The sequence below is a fragment of the Zoogloea sp. genome (assembly GCF_017302315.1).
GTDB lineage: Bacteria > Pseudomonadota > Gammaproteobacteria > Burkholderiales > Rhodocyclaceae > Zoogloea.
In genome coordinates this window covers 53,420-76,546 of record NZ_JAFLDT010000002.1, presented here as the reverse complement: position 1 = coordinate 76,546, position 23,127 = coordinate 53,420, and the positions used below count along the sequence as shown (strand labels likewise).

19 protein-coding genes are annotated in these 23,127 nt (G+C 61.9%); 4 read left to right on the top strand and 15 right to left on the bottom strand.

The genetic code is table 11. The annotated features are described in order from the left end of the window. Positions 1-23: 23 nt before the first annotated feature. Positions 24-1,262: a bifunctional glutamate N-acetyltransferase/amino-acid acetyltransferase ArgJ gene (gene argJ, locus J0L98_RS01245; RefSeq protein WP_296409519.1), complete on the bottom strand. Its 1,239-nt coding sequence runs from the start codon at positions 1,260-1,262 to the stop codon at positions 24-26. A 447-nt stretch (positions 1,263-1,709) separates the two neighbouring features. Between argJ and J0L98_RS01240 the strand changes: the two genes are divergently transcribed. After that, positions 1,710-2,696, top strand: a complete 987-nt coding sequence (locus J0L98_RS01240; RefSeq protein WP_365953988.1) for a molybdopterin biosynthesis protein MoeY — start codon at positions 1,710-1,712, stop codon at positions 2,694-2,696. Between the two features lie 127 nt (positions 2,697-2,823). Here the strand turns inward: J0L98_RS01240 and J0L98_RS01235 are convergent, their stop codons facing one another. After that, entirely contained in the window at positions 2,824-4,038 is a 1,215-nt protein-coding gene (locus tag J0L98_RS01235) for an FtsX-like permease family protein (RefSeq protein WP_296409517.1), read from the bottom strand. Positions 4,039-4,047: 9 nt separating this feature from the next. After that, positions 4,048-5,217, bottom strand: a complete 1,170-nt coding sequence (locus J0L98_RS01230; RefSeq protein ID WP_296409516.1) for an FtsX-like permease family protein — start codon at positions 5,215-5,217, stop codon at positions 4,048-4,050. Positions 5,218-5,609: 392 nt separating this feature from the next. Between J0L98_RS01230 and J0L98_RS01225 the strand changes: the two genes are divergently transcribed. Further along, complete coding sequence (locus J0L98_RS01225; RefSeq protein WP_296409514.1) at positions 5,610-6,407, top strand: PEP-CTERM sorting domain-containing protein; 798 nt, start codon at positions 5,610-5,612, stop codon at positions 6,405-6,407. A 233-nt stretch (positions 6,408-6,640) separates the two neighbouring features. Next, positions 6,641-7,534, top strand: a complete 894-nt coding sequence (locus J0L98_RS01220; protein ID WP_296409512.1) for a class I SAM-dependent methyltransferase — start codon at positions 6,641-6,643, stop codon at positions 7,532-7,534. Positions 7,535-7,945: 411 nt separating this feature from the next. Here J0L98_RS01220 and secA read toward each other — a convergent pair whose 3' ends face one another. Continuing rightward, positions 7,946-10,672 carry a preprotein translocase subunit SecA gene (gene secA / locus J0L98_RS01215; protein WP_296409510.1) on the bottom strand — a complete coding sequence of 909 codons (2,727 nt, stop codon included), beginning with the start codon at positions 10,670-10,672 and terminating at the stop codon, positions 7,946-7,948. 146 nt (positions 10,673-10,818) lie between these two features. Here secA and J0L98_RS01210 point away from each other — a divergent pair, with 146 nt between their 5' ends. Further along, positions 10,819-11,250, top strand: a complete 432-nt coding sequence (locus J0L98_RS01210) for a DUF721 domain-containing protein (RefSeq protein ID WP_296408843.1) — start codon at positions 10,819-10,821, stop codon at positions 11,248-11,250. Here J0L98_RS01210 and J0L98_RS01205 read toward each other — a convergent pair. The 11 genes from J0L98_RS01205 to mraY form a co-directional block, all read right to left on the bottom strand. Then, on the bottom strand, positions 11,247-11,435 hold the full coding sequence (locus tag J0L98_RS01205; protein ID WP_296408844.1) for a hypothetical protein: 189 nt from the start codon (positions 11,433-11,435) through the stop codon (positions 11,247-11,249). The genes J0L98_RS01210 and J0L98_RS01205 overlap by 4 nt on opposite strands. 10 nt (positions 11,436-11,445) lie before the next feature. Beyond that, on the bottom strand, positions 11,446-12,363 hold the full coding sequence (gene lpxC, locus J0L98_RS01200; RefSeq protein ID WP_296409509.1) for a UDP-3-O-acyl-N-acetylglucosamine deacetylase: 918 nt from the start codon (positions 12,361-12,363) through the stop codon (positions 11,446-11,448). Between the two features lie 158 nt (positions 12,364-12,521). Continuing rightward, positions 12,522-13,658, bottom strand: a complete 1,137-nt coding sequence (gene ftsZ, locus J0L98_RS01195; protein ID WP_296409508.1) for a cell division protein FtsZ — start codon at positions 13,656-13,658, stop codon at positions 12,522-12,524. Positions 13,659-13,808: 150 nt separating this feature from the next. Next, entirely contained in the window at positions 13,809-15,038 is a 1,230-nt protein-coding gene (gene ftsA, locus J0L98_RS01190; protein WP_296409506.1) for a cell division protein FtsA, read from the bottom strand. Continuing rightward, entirely contained in the window at positions 15,038-15,901 is an 864-nt protein-coding gene (locus tag J0L98_RS01185; RefSeq protein ID WP_296409601.1) for a cell division protein FtsQ/DivIB, read from the bottom strand. Before J0L98_RS01185 ends, ftsA begins: the two co-directional genes overlap by 1 nt. Before the next feature lies 1 nt (position 15,902). Beyond that, positions 15,903-16,817, bottom strand: coding sequence for a D-alanine--D-alanine ligase (locus J0L98_RS01180; RefSeq protein WP_296409504.1), 915 nt, complete (start codon positions 16,815-16,817; stop codon positions 15,903-15,905). A gap of 4 nt (positions 16,818-16,821) precedes the next feature. Further along, positions 16,822-18,216: a UDP-N-acetylmuramate--L-alanine ligase gene (gene murC / locus J0L98_RS01175; RefSeq protein ID WP_296408851.1), complete on the bottom strand. Its 1,395-nt coding sequence runs from the start codon at positions 18,214-18,216 to the stop codon at positions 16,822-16,824. Between the two features lie 22 nt (positions 18,217-18,238). Continuing rightward, complete coding sequence (gene murG / locus J0L98_RS01170) at positions 18,239-19,297, bottom strand: undecaprenyldiphospho-muramoylpentapeptide beta-N-acetylglucosaminyltransferase (protein WP_296409502.1); 1,059 nt, start codon at positions 19,295-19,297, stop codon at positions 18,239-18,241. A gap of 82 nt (positions 19,298-19,379) precedes the next feature. Continuing rightward, a complete protein-coding gene (gene ftsW / locus J0L98_RS01165; protein ID WP_296409500.1) occupies positions 19,380-20,615 on the bottom strand; it encodes a putative lipid II flippase FtsW in 1,236 nt (411 codons plus the stop codon). Next, positions 20,612-22,006 (bottom strand): UDP-N-acetylmuramoyl-L-alanine--D-glutamate ligase, encoded by a 1,395-nt coding sequence (murD, locus tag J0L98_RS01160; protein ID WP_296409499.1) that lies wholly within the window; start codon positions 22,004-22,006, stop codon positions 20,612-20,614. The genes ftsW and murD overlap by 4 nt, the downstream gene beginning before the upstream one ends. Before the next feature lie 6 nt (positions 22,007-22,012). Then, the gene (mraY, locus tag J0L98_RS01155) at positions 22,013-23,101 is read right to left on the bottom strand and encodes a phospho-N-acetylmuramoyl-pentapeptide-transferase (RefSeq protein ID WP_296408855.1); all 1,089 of its coding nucleotides are present in this window, start codon (positions 23,099-23,101) and stop codon (positions 22,013-22,015) included. Between the last annotated feature and the right edge of the window lie 26 nt (positions 23,102-23,127).

The following is a 23,127-nucleotide window of genomic DNA, read 5'->3' as shown; positions in this document are numbered from 1 at the left end:
TCGCAGCCCCCGAGGGGGCTGTGTCAGGAGCGGTAGTCCGCGTTGATCTTCACGTAGTCGTACGAGAAGTCGCAGGACCACAGGGTGGACGCTTGGTCGCCCCGTGCGAGGTCCACCCGAACGGTGATCTCTGCTTCCTTCATCACCCGGGCGCCAGCCTCTTCCCGGTACGAGGCGGCACGCCCACCCTTCTCGGCCACCAGCACCTCTTCAGTGGAGCTGCCCAGCCAGACCCGAATGCCGGATACGTCCAGATCGTCGATGCCGGCATAGCCAATGGCTGCAAGAATGCGCCCGAGATTGGGGTCGGAAGCAAAAAAGGCGGTTTTGACCAGGGGCGAATGGCCGATAGCGTAGCCAACCTTGCGGCACTCATCGCGGCTCCGGCCACCCTCGATCTGCAGGGTGATGAACTTGGTCGCACCCTCACCGTCCCGGACGATGGCCTGGGCCAGCCAGATGGACAACTCAAGCACGGCAGCCCGGAAGGCCGCGTAGTCGGCGGACAGGCCATCGCTGAGGGTTTCGTTTCCCGCCTGACCGGTGGCCATCAGGATGAAGCTGTCGTTGGTGGAGGTGTCACCATCGACGGTGATGCTGTTGAAGGACACATCCGCCGCCTCCTTGACGAGGGCATCGAGCAGCGGTTGCGCCACGTCGGCATCGGTAGCGAGAAAGCCCAGCATGGTGGCCATGTTGGGCTTGATCATGCCGGCCCCCTTGGACATACCGGTCAGGGTGACCGTCTTGCCGCCAATCGTCACCTGACGGGATGCCGCCTTGGGCACCGTGTCGGTGGTCATGATGCCGTGGCAGGCCTCGTACCAGCCATCAGACTTGAGGGCATCGCGAGCTGCCGGAAGCCCGGCAATCAGCTTGTCCACGGGCAGCGGCTCAAGAATGACCCCTGTCGAGAACGGCAATACCTGATTGGCCTGGATGCCAAGCAACCCGGCAACGGCCTCGCAGGTGGCCCGCGCGGTGGCCAGGCCGGGCTCGCCCGTACCGGCGTTGGCAACCCCGGTATTGATGACCAGGGCACGCACCTTCCCTTCCGTCAGGTGCGTCCTGCACACCTGGACCGGTGCGGCGCAGAAGCGATTCTGGGTGAACACACCAGCCACGCGGGTTCCCGGGGCCAGTTCAATGAGCGTGAGATCCTTGCGGTTCAGCTTGCGAATGGCCGCCTCGGTCACACCGAGTCTTACGCCGGGCACCGGCAGCAGGGCATCAGCAACGGGAGGGGAGAGCAAAACGGGCATGACGAGAACTCCAGGGACAGGGCCGATCGGAAAAGTTAGCGATGATAAGCCCGGAGGTGTTTCAGGCGCACCATCCGGATTCACACTCCTTCGACAGAGTGGACGCCAGGCAGCCCTTCACGCAAGATACCCATCGGGCAAGCTCGGCAGACTCGACACGCCGTGGGCATCTCATGCAGATCGTCGGGTATTGAACGGCAGGCAGACAGCAGCAATCGCCCTGCGCCCCTGAACCCGCAGCGGCCGCCGGCTGACTTCCCGTATCCTGCCCCAGGCCAGGACCCAGGTGCAACGGGGCGAGCCATGGACGGCAACGGTACAAGAGGCAACCATTTGACAGGACAAACGAGGCGGCATATGACAATCCCAGATCCCATCCTCAGGATACTCACGCTCGCTCGCTGGGCGCCAAGTGGAGACAACTGCCAGCCCTGGAAATTCGAGGTAGTGAACGACAGCCACATTGTCGTTCACGGCAGCGATACCCGTGAATGGTGCCTCTATGATTTCGACGGACATGCAAGCCACATCGCCCATGGGGCCTTGATCGAAACGATAAGAATCGCAGCCAGCGCTGAAAAGCTGTCGATCTCATGGAAAAGAAGAAACGACACCGCCGAGACAAGCGCGGTCTACGACGTCCATTTTCAACCGCAAGCGGGACTGTCCAACGACCCTCTGCTGCCATTCATTGAATCACGCGTGGTGCAGCGCCGGATGATGAAGAGGCACCCCCTGTCGAATGAGCAGAAGAGGGCTCTTGCCGCCGCAGCGGCCCCCGGCCTTGAAGTCGTTTTTCTTGAAACGGGATCGGACAAGTCGAACATTGCCAAACTGTTATGGCGAAGCGCATATGTGCGCCTGACCTGCCCAGAGGCCTATGACGTTCATCGCGAGGTCATTGAATGGAACGCACGCTTCAGTAACGACAAGATTCCCGAGGAGGCCGTCGGCGTCGACCCAATGACAGCCAAGCTCATGAGATGGGTGATGCAAAGCTGGACGCGTGTCAACTTCTTCAACAAGTTCCTCTTTGGGACCATCCCGCCAAGAATCCAGCTCGACGTACTCCCTGCGCTTTTCTGCGGCACTCATGCCTTGCTGAAACCAAAGGGCCCACTATCCGGCACCGACGACTATGTTGCTGCAGGCATGTCCATTCAGCGCTTCTGGCTGACCGTCGCATCGCTAGGGCTCTATCTGCAGCCTCAAATGACGCCAGTAATATTCAGATGGTACGCTCGGCGTGAAAGGCCCTTTGCAGCCTCACCGGAATCGATGAAAATCGCCAAGGAAATATCCGGGCAGCTCGAGAAACTGGCAAACATCGACAAACAAGACGATATCGCCTTCTTTTGCCGCCTTGGGGAGTCCAGCCCTCCACGCTCCAGATCCTTACGCAAAAATCTGGACGACTTGATCATTCGCTCCTGAGCCGGCGCGCCCATCTGACTCGACACCGTGCTTTCGCCGCTTCCGCGTTGCGCAGAAGCTGGGATGCTGACGTCCATGGCGCAGCCAGCGCACTCCGTTTTTCGGAGGGCGCCGAAAAGACCGTGCTTCAGATGTTCTGACGCAAAGCGTCAACAATCGGAATTCGGCTGATCTTGCGTGCCGGGAGCACTGCAGCCATCACCGTTGCCAGGAAACCAATAAAGAAGGCCACGACGACTGTCAGAGGCACGATCCTGATCATGGCCGTATAACCTACATTGGAATTGGGCGGAGGCGGCATCGGAATGCCAATCGCTGAAACCACGATGGCCAGGAGCACGCCCACGATGACGCCAAGAGCAGCCCCTACCAAACCTAACAAGGCACTTTCCATGATGACCAGACGCACCACGTCCTGACGCCGGTTTCCAAGCGCCTGCATGGTTCCGAACTCGCCCTGACGCTCGAAAAGACTCATGTTGACGCTATTGGCCACGGAAAGCAGAACCATGAGCAGAATGATGAATTGCAGGACTCCGAACTGCCGGTCATACAACTGAACCGCCTTGTCGTAATAGTCCGATATGGTTCTCCAGCTTCTGACCTCGAACTCACTCCCATCCAGAGCCGTCTCGACGAGGCTCAGAACACGCTCCGTATCCCGGGTCTCATGCAAGGAAACGACCAACAAGTTGACGCCCTTGCTGTAAAGCAATTCCTGGGCGGCCCTTAGCGGAATACGCACAGCCCGCGCATCGTACTCCTTGGAAAAGGTCTGAAATACCCCGATAACCTGGAGATCGAGCGTATTCATGGCCCCTTCCGCGGTGTTGGCCAACAGCGTTACCCGATCTCCGGGCTTCAGACCCAGGGAGCGCGCCAACCCATCGCCGAGCATGATGCCATCGGTGTCGGTGCCTTTCAGGTGACGACCGCCGGTAATCATCACCAAGGTGCCGAGACGTGCCTCCTTGTCGGCCTCCAGCCCCTCTCCAATGATGGCGAAGTCACGTTTCCCGTTGTTCAGCAAACCCGAAAAATACATCCGTCCCATGACGGCATCGACACCCTGGATCTGTGAGACTCGGGCCTCAAGCTCAGCAGGGCTCTCAATCATGAACCGCTCGGGGGAGCGTGTTCCCTTGTCGAGAAAGTCCTTCTTGAAAACCTGAAGATGTCCCGTCTGCGAGTGGATGATGGCTTCACCCAACTGGACAAATATATCCTGAATGAATCCACCGGCAAGGATCAGCCCTACGACCCCAAATGCCACCGCCATCAAGGTGACGCCGCTACGCAGCCTTTGCCTGAAGATATTTCGCAGCGCTAGAGTAATCGGCATGATGTAATTTCAACGCTGATGCCGCAACGCATCCACGATGATCACATTCGAGGCTCGCCAGGCCGGAACGACACTTGCAATGAGCGTCGTTCCCACAGCCAGCAGCAGCGCATCAAGCACCAGCGACCACGTGATCATGATCTCGCCAATGTAGCCCTTGGCCATACCCGGCGGAGGAGGCATCGGGATGCCGATTGCGGAAATGATATGGGCCAAGATGTAACCAACGACAACGCCAAGTGCCCCGCCCAGGAACCCTAAAATCGCGCCCTCGATGATGAACATTCGCAAGACCGCCTTGCGCCTCTTTCCCAATGCCATGACGGTGCCGATCTCATTCATCCGTTCTATGACCGCCATGGAAAGCGTGTTGGAGATAGACAGGATGATGATCATGCCGATCAAGAACTTGACAACCCCCACCTGCCGGGAAAAAAGGATGACCGTCTTATTGTAGAAATCGGCTAGCTGGTACCAAGGAACCGCTTCAAACCCCTTGCCCCTGAGCTGCTCCCCGTACTGCGCCATGAAGAGATCCGTGTCCTCCGTCCGGTCCAGCACTACGACCCAATTCGTAGCCCCCGCAACCTTAACGAGTTTGCGAACAGTTTCAAGCGGCACCCGCAACGAACTGTCATCGAAGGCCTTGCTGTATGTGGAAAAGATACCCCGTACATGACATTCAACCCCGTTCACTCCACCAGACTTGGTCGTCACGAGAAGCACAACGCGATCCCCCACCTTCACACCAAGGTTTGCGGCCAGCCCCTCGCCAATGACCAACCCCACCGGATCAGAAGGCGACAGGGGCTCACCGGAGACGATCTGGATGCCATTGCTCAAGCGGATCTCCTTGCCTGGATCCACGCCTTCCCCGGAAAAAGACAGGGTTGCATCCCCGAAACTGACCAGCCCCGTGAACGCCAGGCGGGGCGTTACAACTTGCACCCCGGGCGCCGAAGCCAAGCTCTGGAGCGCCCCATTTGCCGCATCCGCAGGAAGCAGGTTGGCATAGGGATCTGCCGCCCCTCCATCAAAGTAACGAGGCCGGACGACCTGTACGTGACCTAGCTGGGACTGGATCGTAGACTCCCGCATCTGCAGGAAGATCCACTCGATGAAGCCGCTGGCAAGCATCAATGCCACGACACCGCCCACAATGGTGAGAAGAGCGAACAAGGCCCGACGCCTCTGCCGCAACACGTTACGGGCAGCGACGTCAAGCTCCAACATCACGGTTGATAGAGCAATCATCGTCTGAAGACGTCGCGCGCCTTGTTACCTGAACACTTGATTACAGAGCTTCACATGATACCCAGCTACACCCGAAGGTACCAGCAAGCCGGCCGCGAGACCGCCCGCCCCGTCGCACGTGCCGAAATTTGTGTCGGCATTTTTTACAGATGCCGCTTGAACGGAACCTGGTTCGCCAGGGCCGACCGCAAGCGGCACTTTTTTTCTGTTAAAAAACAGAACACTAACCCACCGACAAAAAATCAGGCCCATGTTTTGCTTAGATTACTGCACGGCGTCGGTATCTGCCTAAACTCAACTATCTCAAGGAGTATTTCATGCTAAAAAAGACTCTTGTCGGCCTTGCCCTCGCAGCACCGCTGTTCGCTTTCGCTGCCCCCACGACTTTCAGCAACGTTCCCCTGGGCGGCGCTAAGACCTTCGACTTCGAACAGATCCAGATCTCTGGCGGCAACTCCGCTGTGACCCTGACCGATGCCAACATGAACGGCGTGCTTGATGCCGGCGACACTTTCGTTGAAACCGGCCTGGTGGCGGGCGTGGGCTTCACCGATTCTCTCGGCAACGTGCTCATCGACACCGGCCTGAACTCCTCCGGCGGCTATCAGCTGTTCGCCGTGTTCAACCCGCTGGGTGGTCAAGTGATCGCTGGCGGCGCGATCGCTCCGGGAATCTTCTCGTACGTGGTCGGTTTCGCCGGAACCTCCGGTTTCGATCTCTACTATGACACCGACCTCTCCGCCGGCCTGCAGGGCAGCAACATCATCGGCCGTGGCTCCAATGGCCGTGGCACCTGCAGCGTCAATTCGATCAGCCAAAGCGGCGATTGCGTGCTCACCTTTGACTTTGACGCCGCCGCTGTGAGCGCCGCAGGTGTCTTCACCCAGATGGGCGTCGACATTGGCACCCTGGACGCCTCCGTCCGTGTTGACATGAACGTTGACGCCATCAACCCGAGCTTCTTCTCCCCGACCTACAGCGTGGTCGGCGGTACTCAAAATCGCTCCCTGAACCACAACGGCTCTGCTTCCTTCACGGTTCCCGAACCCAGCAGCCTGGCGCTGCTTGGTCTGGCCGGTCTGGCTGGCATGGCCCGTCGCCGCAAGGCAGCCTGATCGACTTCGGACCGCACCTGCTGTTCAGGAGACGGTCCGAAGCATTGAACCACCAAGGGCTCCAGGCCCAGGAGGTTCACTTGAACAAGAGAGCTCCCCATTTGGGGGGCTCTTTTTTTTGCCATTGGTCTGCGCACCAACGTTCATCCGACGCTTCAGCCTGAAGCGTCCTGATTGGCTGGTTTGTCTTTTTGGCAATCGAATGTACAGTGGAAGCCCGAGTACTGACATTCATGGAGCGCTCCATCATGCCCTCACTCTCAGTGATGAAGATCTTACTGAAAGAACTGATGACAAACGAGCAAGTGCCGAGAACACCGGAGCCAAAGCTTGTGATGGATGACGTCGACCAAGTCGAGGCATACACCCAGGCAGGACGGGAGAGTGGCGTCATGGCCCCTGTCTATCTGTTTCACGCAACACAGATATGCCAAGTTATTGATTCGGGAGACCACGTACTTGATCTCGCCTGCGGTCCGGCAAATCAACTCTGCATGATCGCTCGACTCAATCCGGACTGCCGATTCACAGGCATCGACCTATCCCCAACCATGCTGGATCAGGCCCGCGCCCTTGCGACCGAGATGGGCCTCTCCAACGTGGATTTCACCGCCGGATCCATCACGGATCTCTCCGGATTTGGCGACAAAAGCGTCGATTGCATCATGTCAACGATGGCCTTGCATCACCTTCCGGACTTTGACTCACTGCGCTGCACCATGAAGGAATCGGCACGAATCCTGAAAGATGGGGGAGGACTCTATCTCGCCGACTTCGGCCGTCTAAAACGGGGGGACTCCATTGAGTATTTTGCCTCTCAATACAAGGATCGACAGCACCCCCTTTTCACACTCGACTATTTGAACTCACTCCATGCCGCATTCACTCTCCAGGAGTACGAACGGGCATGCGCGGAGGCATTTGATCTTCGCGCGAAAGTGTTCAGTACCTGGATGGTGCCTTATATGCTCGCCACACGGACACCACCGCGGCGAGCGCTACCACCTCGACTCGCGCAAGCCTTGGGAGCCATCCAAGCCGACTTGCCGGATTACCACAAGCGGGATTTTTCAGACCTGAAGACGTTCTTCAGTTTGGGTGGAGTGAAGACCCCAGCATTGGGCTAAGCCCAAACCGTCCCGACGGACCCTTGCGGCGGATGATCTCATTCGCCGCCCTCGCGGGAAACCTCAGCTCCAATTCCAGGAGTGCCGAAGGCTCCAAAAGGGTTTCAACTTCGCGCGCCAGTCTGCAGGCAGGCGCAACGAAAGCATGTCTTGCCTGGTTGATGAGGTCTTGCCGTGCACATAAGAAGAGTCGAAGCGCTTGACGGACGATCGGGCCTTCTTGGCAAACGGATGCCGACGCGAGTAGCGACTGAACTCACTTCACGGCAACCGCTGGATCGCCAAGCCGACAGCACGCAGGCATGACGGCAGGCAATGGCGACCGATGGCTTCAGTGATAGCTGATGGAACTGCCCGCTTTCAGCCAATCCCACCAGCACGACTGGCCCAGGAAAAGCAATCGGGCAAGTCCTAGCTCAACTTACCGTGGCAATGCTTGTACTTCTTGCCGGAACCGCAGGGGCAGGGATCGTTCCTCCCCGCCCGCGGCGCCACGTTGACGGTCGGCTGAGGGGTTTCGCGATCAGGATTCGCCGTCGCCAGCGCCTCGTCGTAATCGGCGTGGTGATACTGGACGTTCTCCAGGCCAGCGGGTGCCTCGACCTCTTCCAGTTGCGCTTCGGATCGGATCTGGACGGTCATCAGCAGGCGGGTCACTTCGGTGCGCACGAGCTGGAGCAGGGTCTCGAAGAGTTCGAAAGCTTCGCGCTTGTATTCCTGCTTGGGGTTCTTCTGGGCGTATCCGCGCAAATGGATACCCTGACGCAGATGATCCAGGGCAGACAGGTGCTCCCGCCAATGGGTATCCAGGCTCTGCAGCATCACATTGCGTTCGAACCCATGCCAGGCATTGGCATCAACCAGGGCGACCTTGTCGGCATAGGCCTGTGCGCCGGCCTCGATCACTCGCTGGAGGATGTCATCGTCCGTCAGACCCGGATCGGCCTTGACCCATTCGCCAACAGGGATCTTCAACTGGTACTCGGACTCGAGGGCCAGCTCGAGGGCAGGAATGTCCCACTGCTCCTCGACGGAATCGACCGGCACGTAGATGCGGAACAGGTCGTGGAGCACGCCTTCCCGCATGGCGGTGACCGTCTCGGAGATGTCCGTGCTCTCCAGCAGCTCGTTGCGCTGCTGGTAGATGACCTTGCGCTGGTCATTGGAGACATCGTCATACTCAAGGAGCTGCTTGCGGATGTCGAAGTTGCGCTGTTCGACCTTTCGCTGGGCAGTCTCAAGGGAGCGGGTCACCATGCCGGCCTCGATGGCCTCGCCTTCGGGCATCTTCAAGCGGACCATGATGGCGTTGAGACGCTCGCCGGCGAAGATCTTCATCAGCGGATCTTCCAGTGACAGGTAGAAGCGGCTTTCACCCGGATCGCCCTGACGGCCGGACCGGCCCCGTAGCTGGTTGTCGATGCGGCGCGACTCGTGACGCTCGGTGCCGATGATCTTCAGGCCGCCGGCCTGAAGCACCTTCTCATGGCGCAGCTTCCATTCTTCACGCAGAGTGGCAATATGCGCGTCCTTGTCCGCCTCGGAGAGGGCCTCATCCTCACGGATGAGGGACACGGGCTTCTCGACGTTGCCCCCGAGCACAATGTCGGTGCCGCGGCCGGCCATGTTGGTGGCGATCGTGATCACCCCGGGACGCCCTGCCTCGGCAACGATCTCGGCCTCACGGGCATGCTGCTTGGCGTTGAGCACATTGTGCGGCAGCTTGGCACGGGTCAGGAGATCCGACAGCAATTCGGAATTTTCGATGGAGGTTGTTCCGACCAGCACCGGCTGGCCGCGCTCCACGCAATCCTTGATGTCGGCGATGATCGCGTCGTGCTTCTCCTTCATGGTGCGGTACACCTTGTCGTTCTGGTCCTTGCGGATCATCGGACGGGTGGTGGGCACGACCACGGTCTCAAGGCCGTAGATCTGATGGAATTCGTAGGCTTCGGTATCAGCCGTTCCGGTCATGCCGGCCAGCTTGCCGTACATGCGGAAATAGTTCTGGAAGGTGATGGAGGCGAGGGTCTGGTTCTCGGCCTGGATCTTCACGCCTTCCTTGGCCTCGACGGCCTGATGCAGCCCCTCGGACCAGCGGCGCCCGGCCATCAGGCGGCCGGTGAACTCATCCACGATCACCACTTCGCCGTTCTGCACCACGTAGTGCTGATCCTTGTGATACAGGGCATGGGCCCGTAGCGCGGCATAGAGGTGGTGGATCAGGAGGATATTGCCCGGATCGTAAAGGCTCGACCCCTCCGCCAGCATGCCCAGACGGGCCAGGATTTCCTCGGCGTGCTCGTGGCCCTGCTCGGTGAGCAGCACCGAGTGGGCCTTGAGATCGACGGTGTAGTCGCCCGGTGTGGTGATGTTCTCACCCTCGCCTTCCTGGCGGGTAAGCAGGGCCGGGACGGCATTCATGCGCAAGTACAGCTCGGTATGATCCTCGGCCTGGCCTGAGATGATCAGCGGCGTACGGGCTTCGTCGATCAGGATGGAGTCCACCTCATCGACGATGGCGTAATTGAGGCCGCGCTGCACCCGCTCGCCCAATTCATACACCATGTTGTCACGCAGGTAGTCGAAACCAAACTCGTTGTTGGTGCCATAGGTGATGTCCGCCGCGTAGGCAGCCTTCTTGGCATCATGGGGCATCTGCGACAGGTTGCAGCCGACGCTCAGCCCCAGAAAACGGTAGATGCGCCCCATCCAGTCGGAGTCACGGCTGGCCAGGTAGTCGTTGACGGTAATGACATGCACGCCCTTGCCGGTAAGTGCATTCAGGTAGACCGGCAGGGTGGCGGTCAGGGTCTTGCCCTCACCGGTGCGCATTTCAGCGATCTTGCCAGCATGCAGGACCATGCCGCCGACCATCTGCATGTCGAAATGGCGCATCCCGTGCACCCGCTTGCCCGCTTCGCGGACGACGGCAAAGGCCTCGGGCAGCAGGGCATCGAGACTCTCGCCATTGGCGATGCGCCCACGGAACTCATCCGTCTTGCCGCGCAACTCCTCGTCGGACAAGGCCTGTATCTTCGGCTCAAAGGCGTTGATGGCACGCACCGTTTGGGAATACTGGCGAATCAGCCGGTCGTTGCGGCTACCGAAAATTTTCTTGAGAAGGCCTGCGATCATTTGATTTCGAAGGGAAAACGCGGCAAAACGCGGATTCTATCATGGCACCCGGACGCGACCGTGACGGACCACCGGGCGACAGTGATACTTGTCCGCCCCGGACTATCCTCCTACGATGGGGGCGTTTTCGTGTTTTCCAAGCCCCGATGAGCGCCAGTTCGATCGACAACTTCCTGGGAAGCGGCGACACCCTCGCCCGCCTGCAGGCCCACGCCGGCCGCCTGCTGCGCCTGCAGCAGCAGTTGGGCGAGCTTCTGCCGGATTACCTGGCGGACGCCTGCCGGGTCGCGAATCTGAAGGGTGAAGATCTGGTCATTCACGTGGAAAGCGCGGGACTGGCAGTCAAGCTGCGCCAGGCCGTACCCAGCCTGCTGGCGGATTTTGCCCGGGCAGGGGTGATTCTCCGCGACATCAAGGTCAAGGTTGCCGTTGGCGAATACCGGCCCGCGCCCCCGCCTCCACCCCATCGGCACGTGAGTGACTCGACGCGCTCCGGCCTGGATCACCTGGCGGCCAGCCTGCCGGCAGACTCCCCGCTGGCCATGGCCCTCAAGCGTTTTGTGAAACGGGCCGGCTAGACGAAGGGCACGAAGACGCGCTCAACGATAAGCAGCGCAAAAAACACCAATGCAACGATGATGGCATAGCGGAACAAGCGCCACCCCAGCGCCAGATAGCGACGGTCCCGGGTAAACACAAAGGCGAGGAGCAAACCACCTATGCCGATTGCCACAAGTACCGCAACGAGGCGCAGGATCAGCACGCGCGCAGACTCACGCCGCCGCCAGTGCGAACAGCCGGGCCACGGCAGGCGGGGTGCTGGCCTCTTCCTCGAAGGTCACGATATCCCACGCTGTCTTGTCCTCAAGGAGCACCCTCAGGATCTGGTTGTTGAGCGCGTGACCCGACTTGTAGGCGCTGTACGAGGCCAGCAGGGAGTGCCCCGCCAGATAGAGATCGCCGATGGCGTCCAGCACCTTGTGCTTCACAAATTCGTCAGCGTAGCGCAGGCCATCGGCATTGAGCACCCGGTACTCGTCCATCACGATGGCGTTGTCCAGGCTACCCCCCAGGCCGAGCCCGTTGGCGCGCATGAACTCCACGTCCTGCATGAAGCCGAAAGTGCGCGCCCGCGCCACTTCGCGCACATAGGAATGCTCGGCAAAGTCCACCACCACCGAAGTACCGGTGCTGTCGATGGCCGGGTGGTTGAAGAGGATGGAGAAGCTGAGCTTGAAGCCATCGTAAGGCTCCAGGCGCACCCATTTGTCGCCCTCCACGTACTCGACGGGCTTTAGCACGCGCAGGAAACGCTTGGGGGCCTTCTGCTCCTCGATACCCGCCGACTGGATCAGGAATACAAAGGGACCTGCGCTGCCATCGAGGATGGGAATCTCGGCGGCGTCCACATCAATGTGGGCGTTGTCGACCCCAAGGCCGGCGAGGGCCGACATCAGGTGCTCGACGGTATTGACCTTGGCCCCGTCGCGCTGCAGCCCGGAACACATGCGGGTATCACAGACGGCATAGGGGTCGGCGGGCAGGTCGACAACCGGATCGAGATCGACCCGATGAAAGACGATGCCGGTATCGGGTGCGGCCGGTCTGAGGGTGAGCGTCACCTTGGCGCCACTATGGAGCCCGACCCCCGTGGCGGTGACGACGGTTTTGAGGGTGCGCTGCTTCAGCATGATCCGGATCCGCGTTCAAGTCCTTGAATCTTAACACAGACAGGCTGCTGCGCTGCAACACGGCATGACACCCAGGCAGGGCCAAAGAAAAACGCGCAGCGGTTGGAGGCGACCTCCCGCTGCGCGTCTGACTGAGCCACCGCAGCGGCCCGGAGCGGTCAGTCCGCCTGCTTGCGCAGGAAGGCCGGAATGTCCAGGGTGGACATGCCGTTGGCGCTCATGGCCTCGACCGTGGTGCGGGAAGTGCGGCGGATCACGGCCGGCAGCTCCAGGTTGCCGTAGTCGATTTCCATGCCGATGTTGTCGGTACCGGTACGCACCATTTCGATCTTGCGCGGCATGGCGGCAGCGCGCACGGCACCAAGGCCGGTTGCCACCACGGTGACGCGGATGCGGTCTTCCATGCTCTCGTCGAACACCGTACCGTACTTGACGAAGGCCTCGGACGCGGCGAAAGCCTGAACCGTCTTCACGGCATCACGCACTTCGGACATTTTCAGATTGCGGCTGGCGGTGATGTTGATCAACACGCAACGGGCGCCGGACAGCTCGGTACCTTCAAGGAGCGGCGAAACAGCAGCCTGCTCGGCGGCGATACGTGCACGGTCGAGGCCGGACGCCTGGGCAGACCCCATCATCGCGCGGCCCATCTCGGCCATCGCGGTACGCACGTCCTGGAAGTCCACATTGACCAGGCCGGGGACGTTGATGATTTCGGCAATGCCGCCCACTGCACTGGTCAGCACATTGTCGGCAGAACGGAAGCAATCCTCGAAGCCGGCATCGTCGCCATAGACTTCGAGCAGCTTGTCGTTGAGCACGACGATCAGGGAATCCACCTGCTTGGAGAGCTCTTCCACACCGCCTTCGGCCACACGGATGCGGTTCTCGAAATCGAAGGGCTTGGTCACCACCGCAACGGTCAGGATGCCCATTTCCTTGGCGATCTCGGCCACCACCGGCGCCGCACCGGTACCCGTACCACCACCCATGCCAGCCGTGATGAAGCACATGTGGGCACCTTCGAGGGCCGCGGCGATTGCATCGCGGGACTCCTGGGCCGCAGCGCGGCCTGCTTCCGGCTTGGAGCCGGCACCCAGACCGGTCTTGCCGAGCTGGACCTTGGTCTGGGCCAGACAGCGGGACAGCGCCTGGGCATCGGTGTTGGCGATGACGAAATCCACCCCCTGCACACCTTCGCGGATCATGTGATCGACGGCGTTGCCACCCGCGCCACCCACACCAATCACCTTGATGTTGGTGCCACCGCTCGCCTTTTCAACAATTTCAAACATTTACCTCGCCTCCAAGAGAAACTGCGCTATTTGCCCCGTGCGCAAATGGACCTATATATAGTATTAACTGTCAATTCTATAACTAAATAGAGGGTCAATGCACACAAATATTCAATTCAATACGCCCCTTTCAAAGGGCTGTATCCGCCATTAGAAATTGCGCTCGAACCAGGAGCGCATTCTCGAAAAAACCTGCCCGACATTCCGTGTCTGGCGAGCCTGAATACCTCGCCTTTTCTGTGCTGCCCCTTCCATGACCAACCCCATCGCGTTGGCGTAGCGCGGCTCACAGACCACGTCCGCGAGGGCTCCGTCGTACTTCGGGTAGCCGATGCGCACCGGCATGTGGAACACCTCTTCACCCAGTTCGACCATGCCCTGCATCACGGCAGCGCCGCCGGCCAGCACGATGCCCGAGGACAACAGCTCCTCATAACCGGAACGACGCAGCTCGGCCTGGACCAGTTCATACAACTCGCACACCCGGGGTTCGATCACGTCGGCCAGGGCCTGCCGGGACAGTTTGCGGGGGGGGCGATCACCGACGCCCGGAACCTCGATCATCTCCGACGCGTCAGCCAGGGTGTGCATGGCCACCCCATGGCGGATCTTGATTTCCTCCGCCTCGGCCGTCGGGGTCCGCAAGGCCATGGCAATGTCGTTGGTAACCTGATCGCCGGCGATCGGGATCACCGCGGTGTGGCGGATGGCGCCCTGGGTGAACACCGCCAGATCGGTGGTACCACCTCCGATGTCCACCAGACAGACACCCAGTTCCTTCTCATCCTCGGAGAGCGTCGCGTAGCTGGAAGCCAGCGGCTGCAGCACCAGATCCAGCACTTCGAGCCCGCAGCGACGCACGCACTTGACGATGTTCTGGGCGGCAGAGACGGCACCGGTGACGATGTGCACCTTCACCTCCAGGCGAACACCGCTCATTCCGATGGGCTCGCGCACCCCATCCTGACCGTCGATGATGAACTCCTGGGTCAGGATGTGCAGGATCTGCTGGTCAGCCGGCAGAGGCATCGCCCGGGCAGTCTCGATGACCCGCTCCACATCAACGGGCGAGACCTCCTTGTCCTTGATCGCCACCATGCCGTTGGAGTTGAAACTGCGGATATGGCTGCCGGCGATGCCGGTATAGACGTCGCGGATCTTGCAATCGGCCATCAGCTCCACTTCCTGGATGACCCGGGAAATGGCATCGACAGTGGCCTCGATGTTCACCACCACACCCTTCTTGAGGCCCGAGGAAGGCTGGGTGCCCAGACCGATCACATCCATGCGGCCGTCAGGCTTGAGCTCGGCCACCACGCAGGTGATCTTCGAGGTGCCGATGTCGAGCCCGACGATCAGTTCCTTGTACTCTTTGCTCATCACTTACCTTTGCTTTCTTGCTTGCCCGTCGGCGCAGCCGATGCGATCGGCCGGAGGGCAAAACCACTGGGGTAGCGGAGGTCCACCACCGCCACATTCATGTTCAGCTGGGCCTTGGCCCGGGGAAAATGGCGCACGAAACGGGACAAGCGCTCATCGATGGGTGCCTTGGCCTGATCGTGGCCGAGTTCGATGGTCAGACCATCCTCCATCTTCAGTTGCCAGGCCTCGCGGGCCGACAGGGACACACCGACCAGTTGCTTGCCGAGGGGGCCAAGCTTGCGTGTGAAATCCTCAAACTTGGCGAGCAAGACCCCGGAAGATCCCTCCGGACCGCTGAAAACAGGCATCCGTGCATTGCTGGCGGCCGAGAAGACTTCGCCATAGCGATTGACCAGGCGCATGTCCCCGGTCTCGCCGACACGCCAGTAGGCAGAGGCCACGTGCTCCTCAAGGCGCACCTCAACCCCCCCTGGCCAGCGCCGACGCACATCGGCGCGACGCACCCAGGGCAGTTTCTCGAAGGCGCCGCGCACGTCGTCCAGATCAACGGTAAAGAAATTGCCACGCAGGGACGAGCGCGCCGCGTACTCAAGCTGGGCATGGGTCACCTGGGCCAGCGGCGTGGTCACCACAACCTCCCGCAGGGGATAGACGGGCAGATGGGAGATCGCTGCCACGGCGGCGTAGCCCAAACCGGCAGCACCGAACACCACCAGCACATCGGATATCAGATTGAGAAGCTGGGGGCGGTCCCACAGCCCGTTGCCGCCAACGTCCCGCGCCGGCCGTGCCGGGCGCGCACGCTTCCCGCCCGCGGCCTTGCCGCTGGCCTCGGGAGGCACGTTGGAGGTGGGCCGCATGTCAGCCAAGGCGGGCTCCGGCGAGGATTTCCAGGCACAGGGCCTCGAAGGACAGGCCCGCCACCCGGGCAGACATGGGCACCAGCGAGTGGTTGGTCATGCCCGGCGCGGTGTTGATTTCGAGCAGGGTGAAACTGCCATCATCCCGCAGGATCAGGTCGGCGCGGCCCCAGCCCCGGCAGCCCAGTACCCTGGCGCAGCGCACGACAGCGGCCTGGATTTCCTTCTCCTGGGCCTCCGGCAAGCCACTTGGGCAGAAGTACTGGGTGTCGTCGGTGAAATACTTGTTCTGGTAGTCGTAGTTTCCGCCCGGCGCAACGATGCGCACCAGCGGCAATGCCCGATCCCCTAGGAAGGGGGCGGTGAGCTCCCGACCGCTGACGAACTCCTCGGCCAGCACCATGGAATCGTATCGGGACGCCAACTCCCAGGCGCCCTTCAACTGGCCAGCCTCGGTGACCTTGGTGGCCCCCATGCTGGAGCCCTCATGCACGGGCTTGACGAAGATCGGCAGGCCGAGATCGGCCACCACGGCCTCCCAGTCCGTATTTGCATCAAGGATTGCAAAGCGCGGCGTGGGCAGGCCGGACGAGAGCCACACCAGCTTGGTGCGCCACTTGTCCATGCCGATGGCCGACGCCATCACACCACTGCCTGTGTAGGGAATCCCCATCAGTTCGAGCGCCCCCTGCACCGTGCCATCCTCGCCACCCCGGCCATGCAGGGCAATGAAGGCCCGCTCGTAGCCCTGCTCCTTGAGGATGTGCAGGTCGGTTTCCGCCGGGTCGAAGGCGTGGGCATCCACACCAGCGCCCTGCAGGGCCGCCAGCACGGCACGCCCCGACATCAGGGAGATCTCGCGCTCGGCGGAGGTGCCGCCCAGCAATACCGCCACTTTTCCGAATTGACTGCTCACGTCCTCAGACCTCGCCACTCACCAGTTTGCCCGGCACGCCGCCGATACTGCCGGCACCCATGGTGATCACCACGTCGCCATCCTGAGCCGAAGACAGGATCGCCTCCGGCATGTCCTCGATGTTCTCCACGAAAATCGGCTCGATCTTGCCCGCCACCCGCAGGGCGCGCGCCAGGGAACGGCCGTCGGCAGCGACAATGGGCGCCTCCCCGGCCGCGTACACCTCGCCCAACAGCAAGGCATCGACGGTGGACAGCACCTTCACGAAGTCCTCAAAACAGTCCCGTGTCCGCGTGAACCGATGGGGCTGGAAGGCCAGCACCAGGCGCTTGTCGGGAAAGGCTCCGCGCGCCGCCGCAATGGTTGCAGCCATTTCAACCGGGTGATGGCCGTAGTCATCGACGATGGTGGCCGTACCGCCGTTCGGCAGGGTCAGTTCGCCATAGCGCTGGAAGCGCCGGCCAACACCCTTGAACTCGGCCAGGGCCTTGATGATGGCGTCGTCGGAGACACCCACCTCCGTAGCCACGGCGATCGCCGCCAGGGCGTTGAGCACGTTGTGACGGCCCGGCAGATTGAGAACCACCGGAATGCGGCTGGTGGTGCCATTGACCCGGACCACGTCGAAACTCATGCGGCCGTCGTCGGCATGGATGTTCTCGGCCCGCACATTGGCCGACTCGGAGAAGCCGTAGCGGACAATCTGCTTGGACACCAGGGGCATGATGGAACGCACATGCTTATCGTCATCGCACAGCACCGCCACGCCGTAAAAGGGCAGGTGCTGGAGGAAATCCACGAAGGACTGCTTCAGGCGTGCGAAGTCGTGCCCGTAGGTTTCCATATGGTCGGCATCGATGTTGGTGACCACCGAGATGACCGGGGTCAGCAACAGGAAGGAGGCATCGGACTCATCGGCCTCGGCCACCAGAAAATCGCCCTTGCCCAGGCGTGCATTGGCACCGGCAGCATTCAACTTGCCACCGATCACGAAAGTGGGGTCAAGCCCCCCTTCGGCCAGAATGCTGGCCACCAGGGAGGTGGTGGTGGTCTTGCCATGGGTGCCGGCAATGGCAATGCCCTGCTTGAGGCGCATCAGCTCGGCCAGCATCTGGGCCCGCGGTACCACCGGTATGCCCCGGGCGCGGGCAGCGATCACTTCCGGGTTGTCACCCTTGACGGCGGTGGAGGTGACCACCGCATCGGCATCCGACACATTGCTGGCGTCGTGCCCCTGGATCACGCGGGCCCCCAGCGCCTTCAGGCGGCGGGTGGCCGCGTTGTCGCCCAGATCGGAGCCGCTGACGCCATAGCCGAGGTTGAGCAGCACTTCGGCAATGCCGCTCATCCCGGCGCCGCCGATGCCCACGAAATGGATGCTTCTGACTTTGTGTTTCACGTTCTGTCCTGTTGGATACTTTTCATGCGGCTAGGCCAGCGCACACGTCGGCCACCCGCGCCGTCGCGTCCGGCCTGGCCCGCCCTCTCGCCTTCTCGGCCATGCCCAGAAGACGCTCGCGGTTCATTTCCTGCAGCAGATCCGCCAGGCGCTGGGGCGTCAGTTCGGCTTGCGGCAGCAGCACGGCGGCGCCCGCATCCGCCAGAAAGCGGGCGTTGCCCGTCTGGTGATCGTCCACCGCATGGGGGAAAGGCACCAGCACACTGGCAACCCCGACCGCCGCCAGCTCGGCCACCGTCAGGGCGCCGGAACGGCAGATCACCAGATCGGCACTGGCATAGCGCTCGGCCATGTCGTTGATGAAAGGCAGCAATTCACCACTCACGCCGGCCGCCTCGTAGGCCGCCTTCAGGGCTTCGATCTGCTTGCTGCCGGCCTGATGGGTGACCTGCGGGCGATCTTCCGGCGCCAGCAGCGCAAGGGCGCGTGGCATCGCCTCGTTGAGGGCCGCAGCCCCCAGACTACCGCCCACGACAAGCACCCGGAGACAGCCAATGCGCCCCGCAAAACGTGCGGCTGGCGGGGGCACCGCCGTGATCTCGGCACGCACGGGATTACCCAGCCATTCGCCCTTCTTCAACACATCGGGGAAACCCGTGACCACCTTGTCGGCCACACCTGCAAGCACCCGATTGGCGAGGCCCGCTACCGAATTCTGTTCATGCACCACCACCGGCTTGCCCAGCAGCACGGCCATCATGCCGCCCGGGAAAGTGACGTACCCCCCCATGCCAAGCACCACGTCCGGTTTGATCCGGCGGATCTGACCAAGCGCCTGGGCAAAACCCCGCAGCAGGTTGAGGGGCAGCAGCAGCTTGCGCAGCAGGCCCTTGCCGCGCAGGGCCGCGAAGCGCACCCACGCCACCTCGTAGCCGCTGGCCGGAACGATGCGCGCTTCCATGCCATCCGGGTTCCCCATCCACACGACCCGCCAGCCCCGGTCGCGCAGGGCATCCGCCACCGCAAGGCCAGGGTAGATATGGCCGCCCGTACCGCCGGCCATGACCATCAGGGTCGGCATCAGGCGCTGCCTCCGCGCAGATCCGGTTTTTGACTCCGCGTCGCCGCAAGTAAGCTTGCGACGCTCCGTCGAAACAGGCAAATCATGCGCTGCCTCCGCGCATGATTTGCCTGTTTTCCCAGTCGATCCGCAGCAGGATTGCCAGGGCCACGCAGTTGGCGAGAATGCCGGAGCCGCCGAAGCTCATCAGGGGCAGGGTCAGGCCCTTGGTGGGCAGCAAGCCCATATTGACGCCCATGTTGATGAAGGACTGCACGCCGATCCAGATGCCGATGCCCTGGGCCACCAGCGCGGCGTAAGTACGTTCGAGCGTCACCGACTGCTTGCCGATGGCAAAGGCCCGCTGAATGACGACCGCGAAGAGCATCACGACCAGGAAAACACCGACAAAGCCGAGTTCTTCGGCAATCACGGCCAGCAGGAAATCAGTGTGGGCCTCCGGAAGGTAGAAGAGCTTCTCGATACTGCCGCCAAGGCCCACCCCGAACCACTCTCCCCGCCCGAAGGCGATCAGCGCATGGGAGAGCTGGTAGCCCTTGCCATAGGCATCCTGCCACGGGTCCATGAAGCCGAGGATGCGCTGCCGCCGATACTCGGAGAACGTGATCAGGAGCACGAAGCCGATGGTGGCGACGATGGCCAGCAAGACAAACAGGCGCACATTGATGCCGCCCAGGAACAGCACGCCGAAGGCAATGGCGGTGATCACCACGAAGGCGCCGAAGTCCGGCTCTTTCAGCAGCAGGAAGCCAACGAACAGGATCACCCCGGCCATGGGCATGAACCCCTGCTTGAAGCTGCCCATCAGAGGCAGCTTGCGCGCCGTATAGTCCGCCGCATAGAGCGCGGCAAACAGTTTCATCAATTCCGAGGGCTGCAGGTTCACCACCCCCAGGGGCAACCAGCGACGGGCCCCATTCACATCCCGCCCGATGCCGGGAATCAGCACGATCAGCAGCAGCACAACCCCGGCAATGAACAGCCACGGCGCCATCTCCTGCCAGGCACGCATGGGAATCTGGAACACCACCACGCCGGCGATCACCCCGATGGCCAGGAAAACAGCGTGGCGGATCAGGAAATAGGCCGGTTGATGGCCGAACATGCGACTGCCTTCGGCCGTGGCAATGGAGGCGGAGAAGACCATCACCAGACCCAGCAGCAGCAAGGCGGCGGCCGACCAGATCAACGCGGGATCAAGCTCCCGAGGCTGTCCATTGGGGCGCAGCAGTCGATCGACCGCCCGGCCTGTCACCGGGGTGGTGTCACCCATCCCATGGCGGGTGAAGAAGCCGGAGAGGCTGGCAGCTAGTTTCATGCGGGGCTCACTCCCGGCAGGCGATGCACCGCGTCGATGAAGACCTGGGCGCGATGGGCGTAGTTGCGGAACATGTCGAGGCTGGCACAGGCGGGCGAGAGCAGCACGACGTCTCCGGGCTGGGCATGACCATTGGCGGCAAGAACGGCGGCATCCATATCCCCGGCGTAGACCAGGGGCACGCCACAGCCCTCCACCGCCTCGGAAATCGCGTTGGCGTCACGCCCGATCAGAACGACGGCGCGGGCGTAGCGGGAAAAGGCCTCTTTCAGGGGTGAGAAATCCTGCCCCTTGCCGTCGCCACCGGCGATCAGGATCACTTTTCTCCGCAACCCTTCCAGGGCCGCGACGGTGGCACCCACGTTGGTACCTTTGGAGTCGTCGTAGTAAGTGACCCCGTCGCTCCGTTCTGCCACCTTCTCGACCCGATGGGGCAAGCCGCGGAAGGCCTTCAGGGCGGCGATCATGGGTGCGCGGGGCAGGCCGGCAGCCTCGCCGAGGGCGAGGGCGGCCAAGGCGTTGGCCACATTGTGGCTTCCGGCAAGGGGCAGCTCCGAACGACGCAGGAGCTTGTCGCGCCCCCGCGCCAGCCAGTCCCCGTCAGTGCCATCGATCACCCCAAAATCATCCGCCCCCGCAGGTGCATCAACACCGAAGGTGAAGATGCGGCGCCCGGGCCGGGCCATGGCGGCAACGCGGACGTCCTGACGATTGAGCACCTGCACCCCCTCGCCCTGGAACACGGCAGCCTTGGTCGAAGCGTACTCATCCAGACCGGAATAGCGGTCCAGGTGGTCATCGGTGACGTTGAGCACCGTCGCCGACACGGCCTGCAGGGCCGGTGAAGTCTCCAGCTGGAAGCTGGACAGCTCCAGCACCCAGGCTGCCGGCAAAGGCTGAGCGGCATCCTGGCGCGCCATCAGCACATCCAGCGCGGCGGGGCTGATGTTGCCGGCCACCACCCCATCCAGACCGGTGGCCTTGACCATCTCGCCAAGAAGGGTGGTGGTGGTGGTCTTGCCATTCGTGCCGGTGATGGCAATCACGATGGGGCGCGGAGCGCCGCCGGACGGTGCCAACGCATCAGCCAGCAGATCCATCTCACCGATCACGGGAATGCCGCGCGCCCGGGCCTCACGAACCAAGGGCTGCCTGGGATCGAGACCAGGGCTGATGGCAATGCGCCCGACACCATCGAGAAGGCCTTCGGAGAAGGGGCCTGCACACACTTCAGCCGCCGGCACCTCGGCCCGCAGCGTGTCGATACCCGGTGGCGTGTCGCGGGAGTCGGCGACGCGCAGGGCCTCGCCCTGCCGGGCCAGCCAGCGCGCCATGGCCAGACCGGACTCGCCGAGGCCAAGAACGAGAGTGAGGCGCGAAGACGATGCCATGTCCGCTTACCGCAGCTTGAGGGTGGACAGGCCGAACAGCACCAGCATGATGGTGATGATCCAGAAACGGACGACCACCTGGGTCTCCTTCCAGCCACCCAGCTCATAGTGGTGATGCAGGGGGGCCATGCGGAAGATGCGCTTGCCGCCGGTGTATTTGAAGTACAGGACCTGGACCATCACCGACAAGGCTTCGGCCACGAACAGGCCGCCCATGATGAAGAGCACGATTTCCTGACGCACGATCACGGCGATGGTACCCATGGCAGCGCCCAGGGCCAGTGCCCCCACGTCGCCCATGAAAACCTCCGCCGGGTAGGCGTTGAACCACAGGAAGCCGAGCCCTGCCCCTGCAATGGCGCCGCAGATCACCGCCATCTCACCGGCCCCCGGGATGTAGGGCACGCCCAGGTACTTGGAGAAACCCATGTGGCCTGCCACGTAGGCGAAGATCGCCAGCGCGGCACTGACCATCACGGTCGGCATGATCGCCAGCCCATCAAGTCCGTCGGTGAGGTTCACCGAGTGGCTGGTACCGTTGATGACGAAATAGGTCAGGATGATGAAACCCAGCACCCCCAAGGGATAGCTCACGGCCTTGAAGAAGGGAACGATCAGTTCGAGCTGGGCCGGCAGGGTTGCGGTAAGTCCAAGAAATGCCGCCGCCGCCAGGGCGATGGCCGACGTCCAGAAATACTTCCAGCGGCTTGCCAGCCCCTTGGGGTCGCGATAGACCACTTTGCGCCAGTCATCCACCCAGCCCACGGCACCAAATCCGAGGGTGACGAAGAGGACGACCCAGACGTACTTGTTGCCGAGATCTCCCCACAGCAGGGTGGTGACCGAGATCGAGATGAGGATCAGGGCGCCACCCATGGTCGGGGTGCCCGCCTTGGTGAGGTGGGACTTGGGGCCATCATCACGCACCGCCTGGCCGATCTTCTTCGCCGCCAACCAGCGGATCACCGCCGGGCCGAAGAGCAGCGACAGGAGCAGCGCCGTTCCCGCCGCCAGCATGGTGCGCAAGGTGATGTAACCAAACACGTTGAAGAAGCGCGCGTCCTTGCCGAGCCAAAGGGCGAGTTCAAGCAGCATGGCGGCTCCCCCGATCCGTCACACCA

What these genes read in the sequence shown, in the direction of transcription:
- argJ (WP_296409519.1), bottom strand. Translation starts at nt 1,262, where the DNA reads ATGCCCGTTTTGCTCTCCCCTCCCGTTGCTGATGCCCTGCTGCCGGTG.
- J0L98_RS01235 (WP_296409517.1), bottom strand. Translation starts at nt 4,038, where the DNA reads ATGCCGATTACTCTAGCGCTGCGAAATATCTTCAGGCAAAGGCTGCGT.
- J0L98_RS01225 (WP_296409514.1), top strand. Translation starts at nt 5,610, where the DNA reads ATGCTAAAAAAGACTCTTGTCGGCCTTGCCCTCGCAGCACCGCTGTTC.
- J0L98_RS01220 (WP_296409512.1), top strand. Translation starts at nt 6,641, where the DNA reads ATGGAGCGCTCCATCATGCCCTCACTCTCAGTGATGAAGATCTTACTG.
- secA (WP_296409510.1), bottom strand. Translation starts at nt 10,672, where the DNA reads ATGATCGCAGGCCTTCTCAAGAAAATTTTCGGTAGCCGCAACGACCGG.
- J0L98_RS01210 (WP_296408843.1), top strand. Translation starts at nt 10,819, where the DNA reads ATGAGCGCCAGTTCGATCGACAACTTCCTGGGAAGCGGCGACACCCTC.
- lpxC (WP_296409509.1), bottom strand. Translation starts at nt 12,363, where the DNA reads ATGCTGAAGCAGCGCACCCTCAAAACCGTCGTCACCGCCACGGGGGTC.
- ftsZ (WP_296409508.1), bottom strand. Translation starts at nt 13,658, where the DNA reads ATGTTTGAAATTGTTGAAAAGGCGAGCGGTGGCACCAACATCAAGGTG.
- ftsA (WP_296409506.1), bottom strand. Translation starts at nt 15,038, where the DNA reads ATGAGCAAAGAGTACAAGGAACTGATCGTCGGGCTCGACATCGGCACC.
- J0L98_RS01185 (WP_296409601.1), bottom strand. Translation starts at nt 15,901, where the DNA reads ATGCGGCCCACCTCCAACGTGCCTCCCGAGGCCAGCGGCAAGGCCGCG.
- murG (WP_296409502.1), bottom strand. Translation starts at nt 19,297, where the DNA reads ATGCCGACCCTGATGGTCATGGCCGGCGGTACGGGCGGCCATATCTAC.
- ftsW (WP_296409500.1), bottom strand. Translation starts at nt 20,615, where the DNA reads ATGAAACTAGCTGCCAGCCTCTCCGGCTTCTTCACCCGCCATGGGATG.
- murD (WP_296409499.1), bottom strand. Translation starts at nt 22,006, where the DNA reads ATGGCATCGTCTTCGCGCCTCACTCTCGTTCTTGGCCTCGGCGAGTCC.
- mraY (WP_296408855.1), bottom strand. Translation starts at nt 23,101, where the DNA reads ATGCTGCTTGAACTCGCCCTTTGGCTCGGCAAGGACGCGCGCTTCTTC.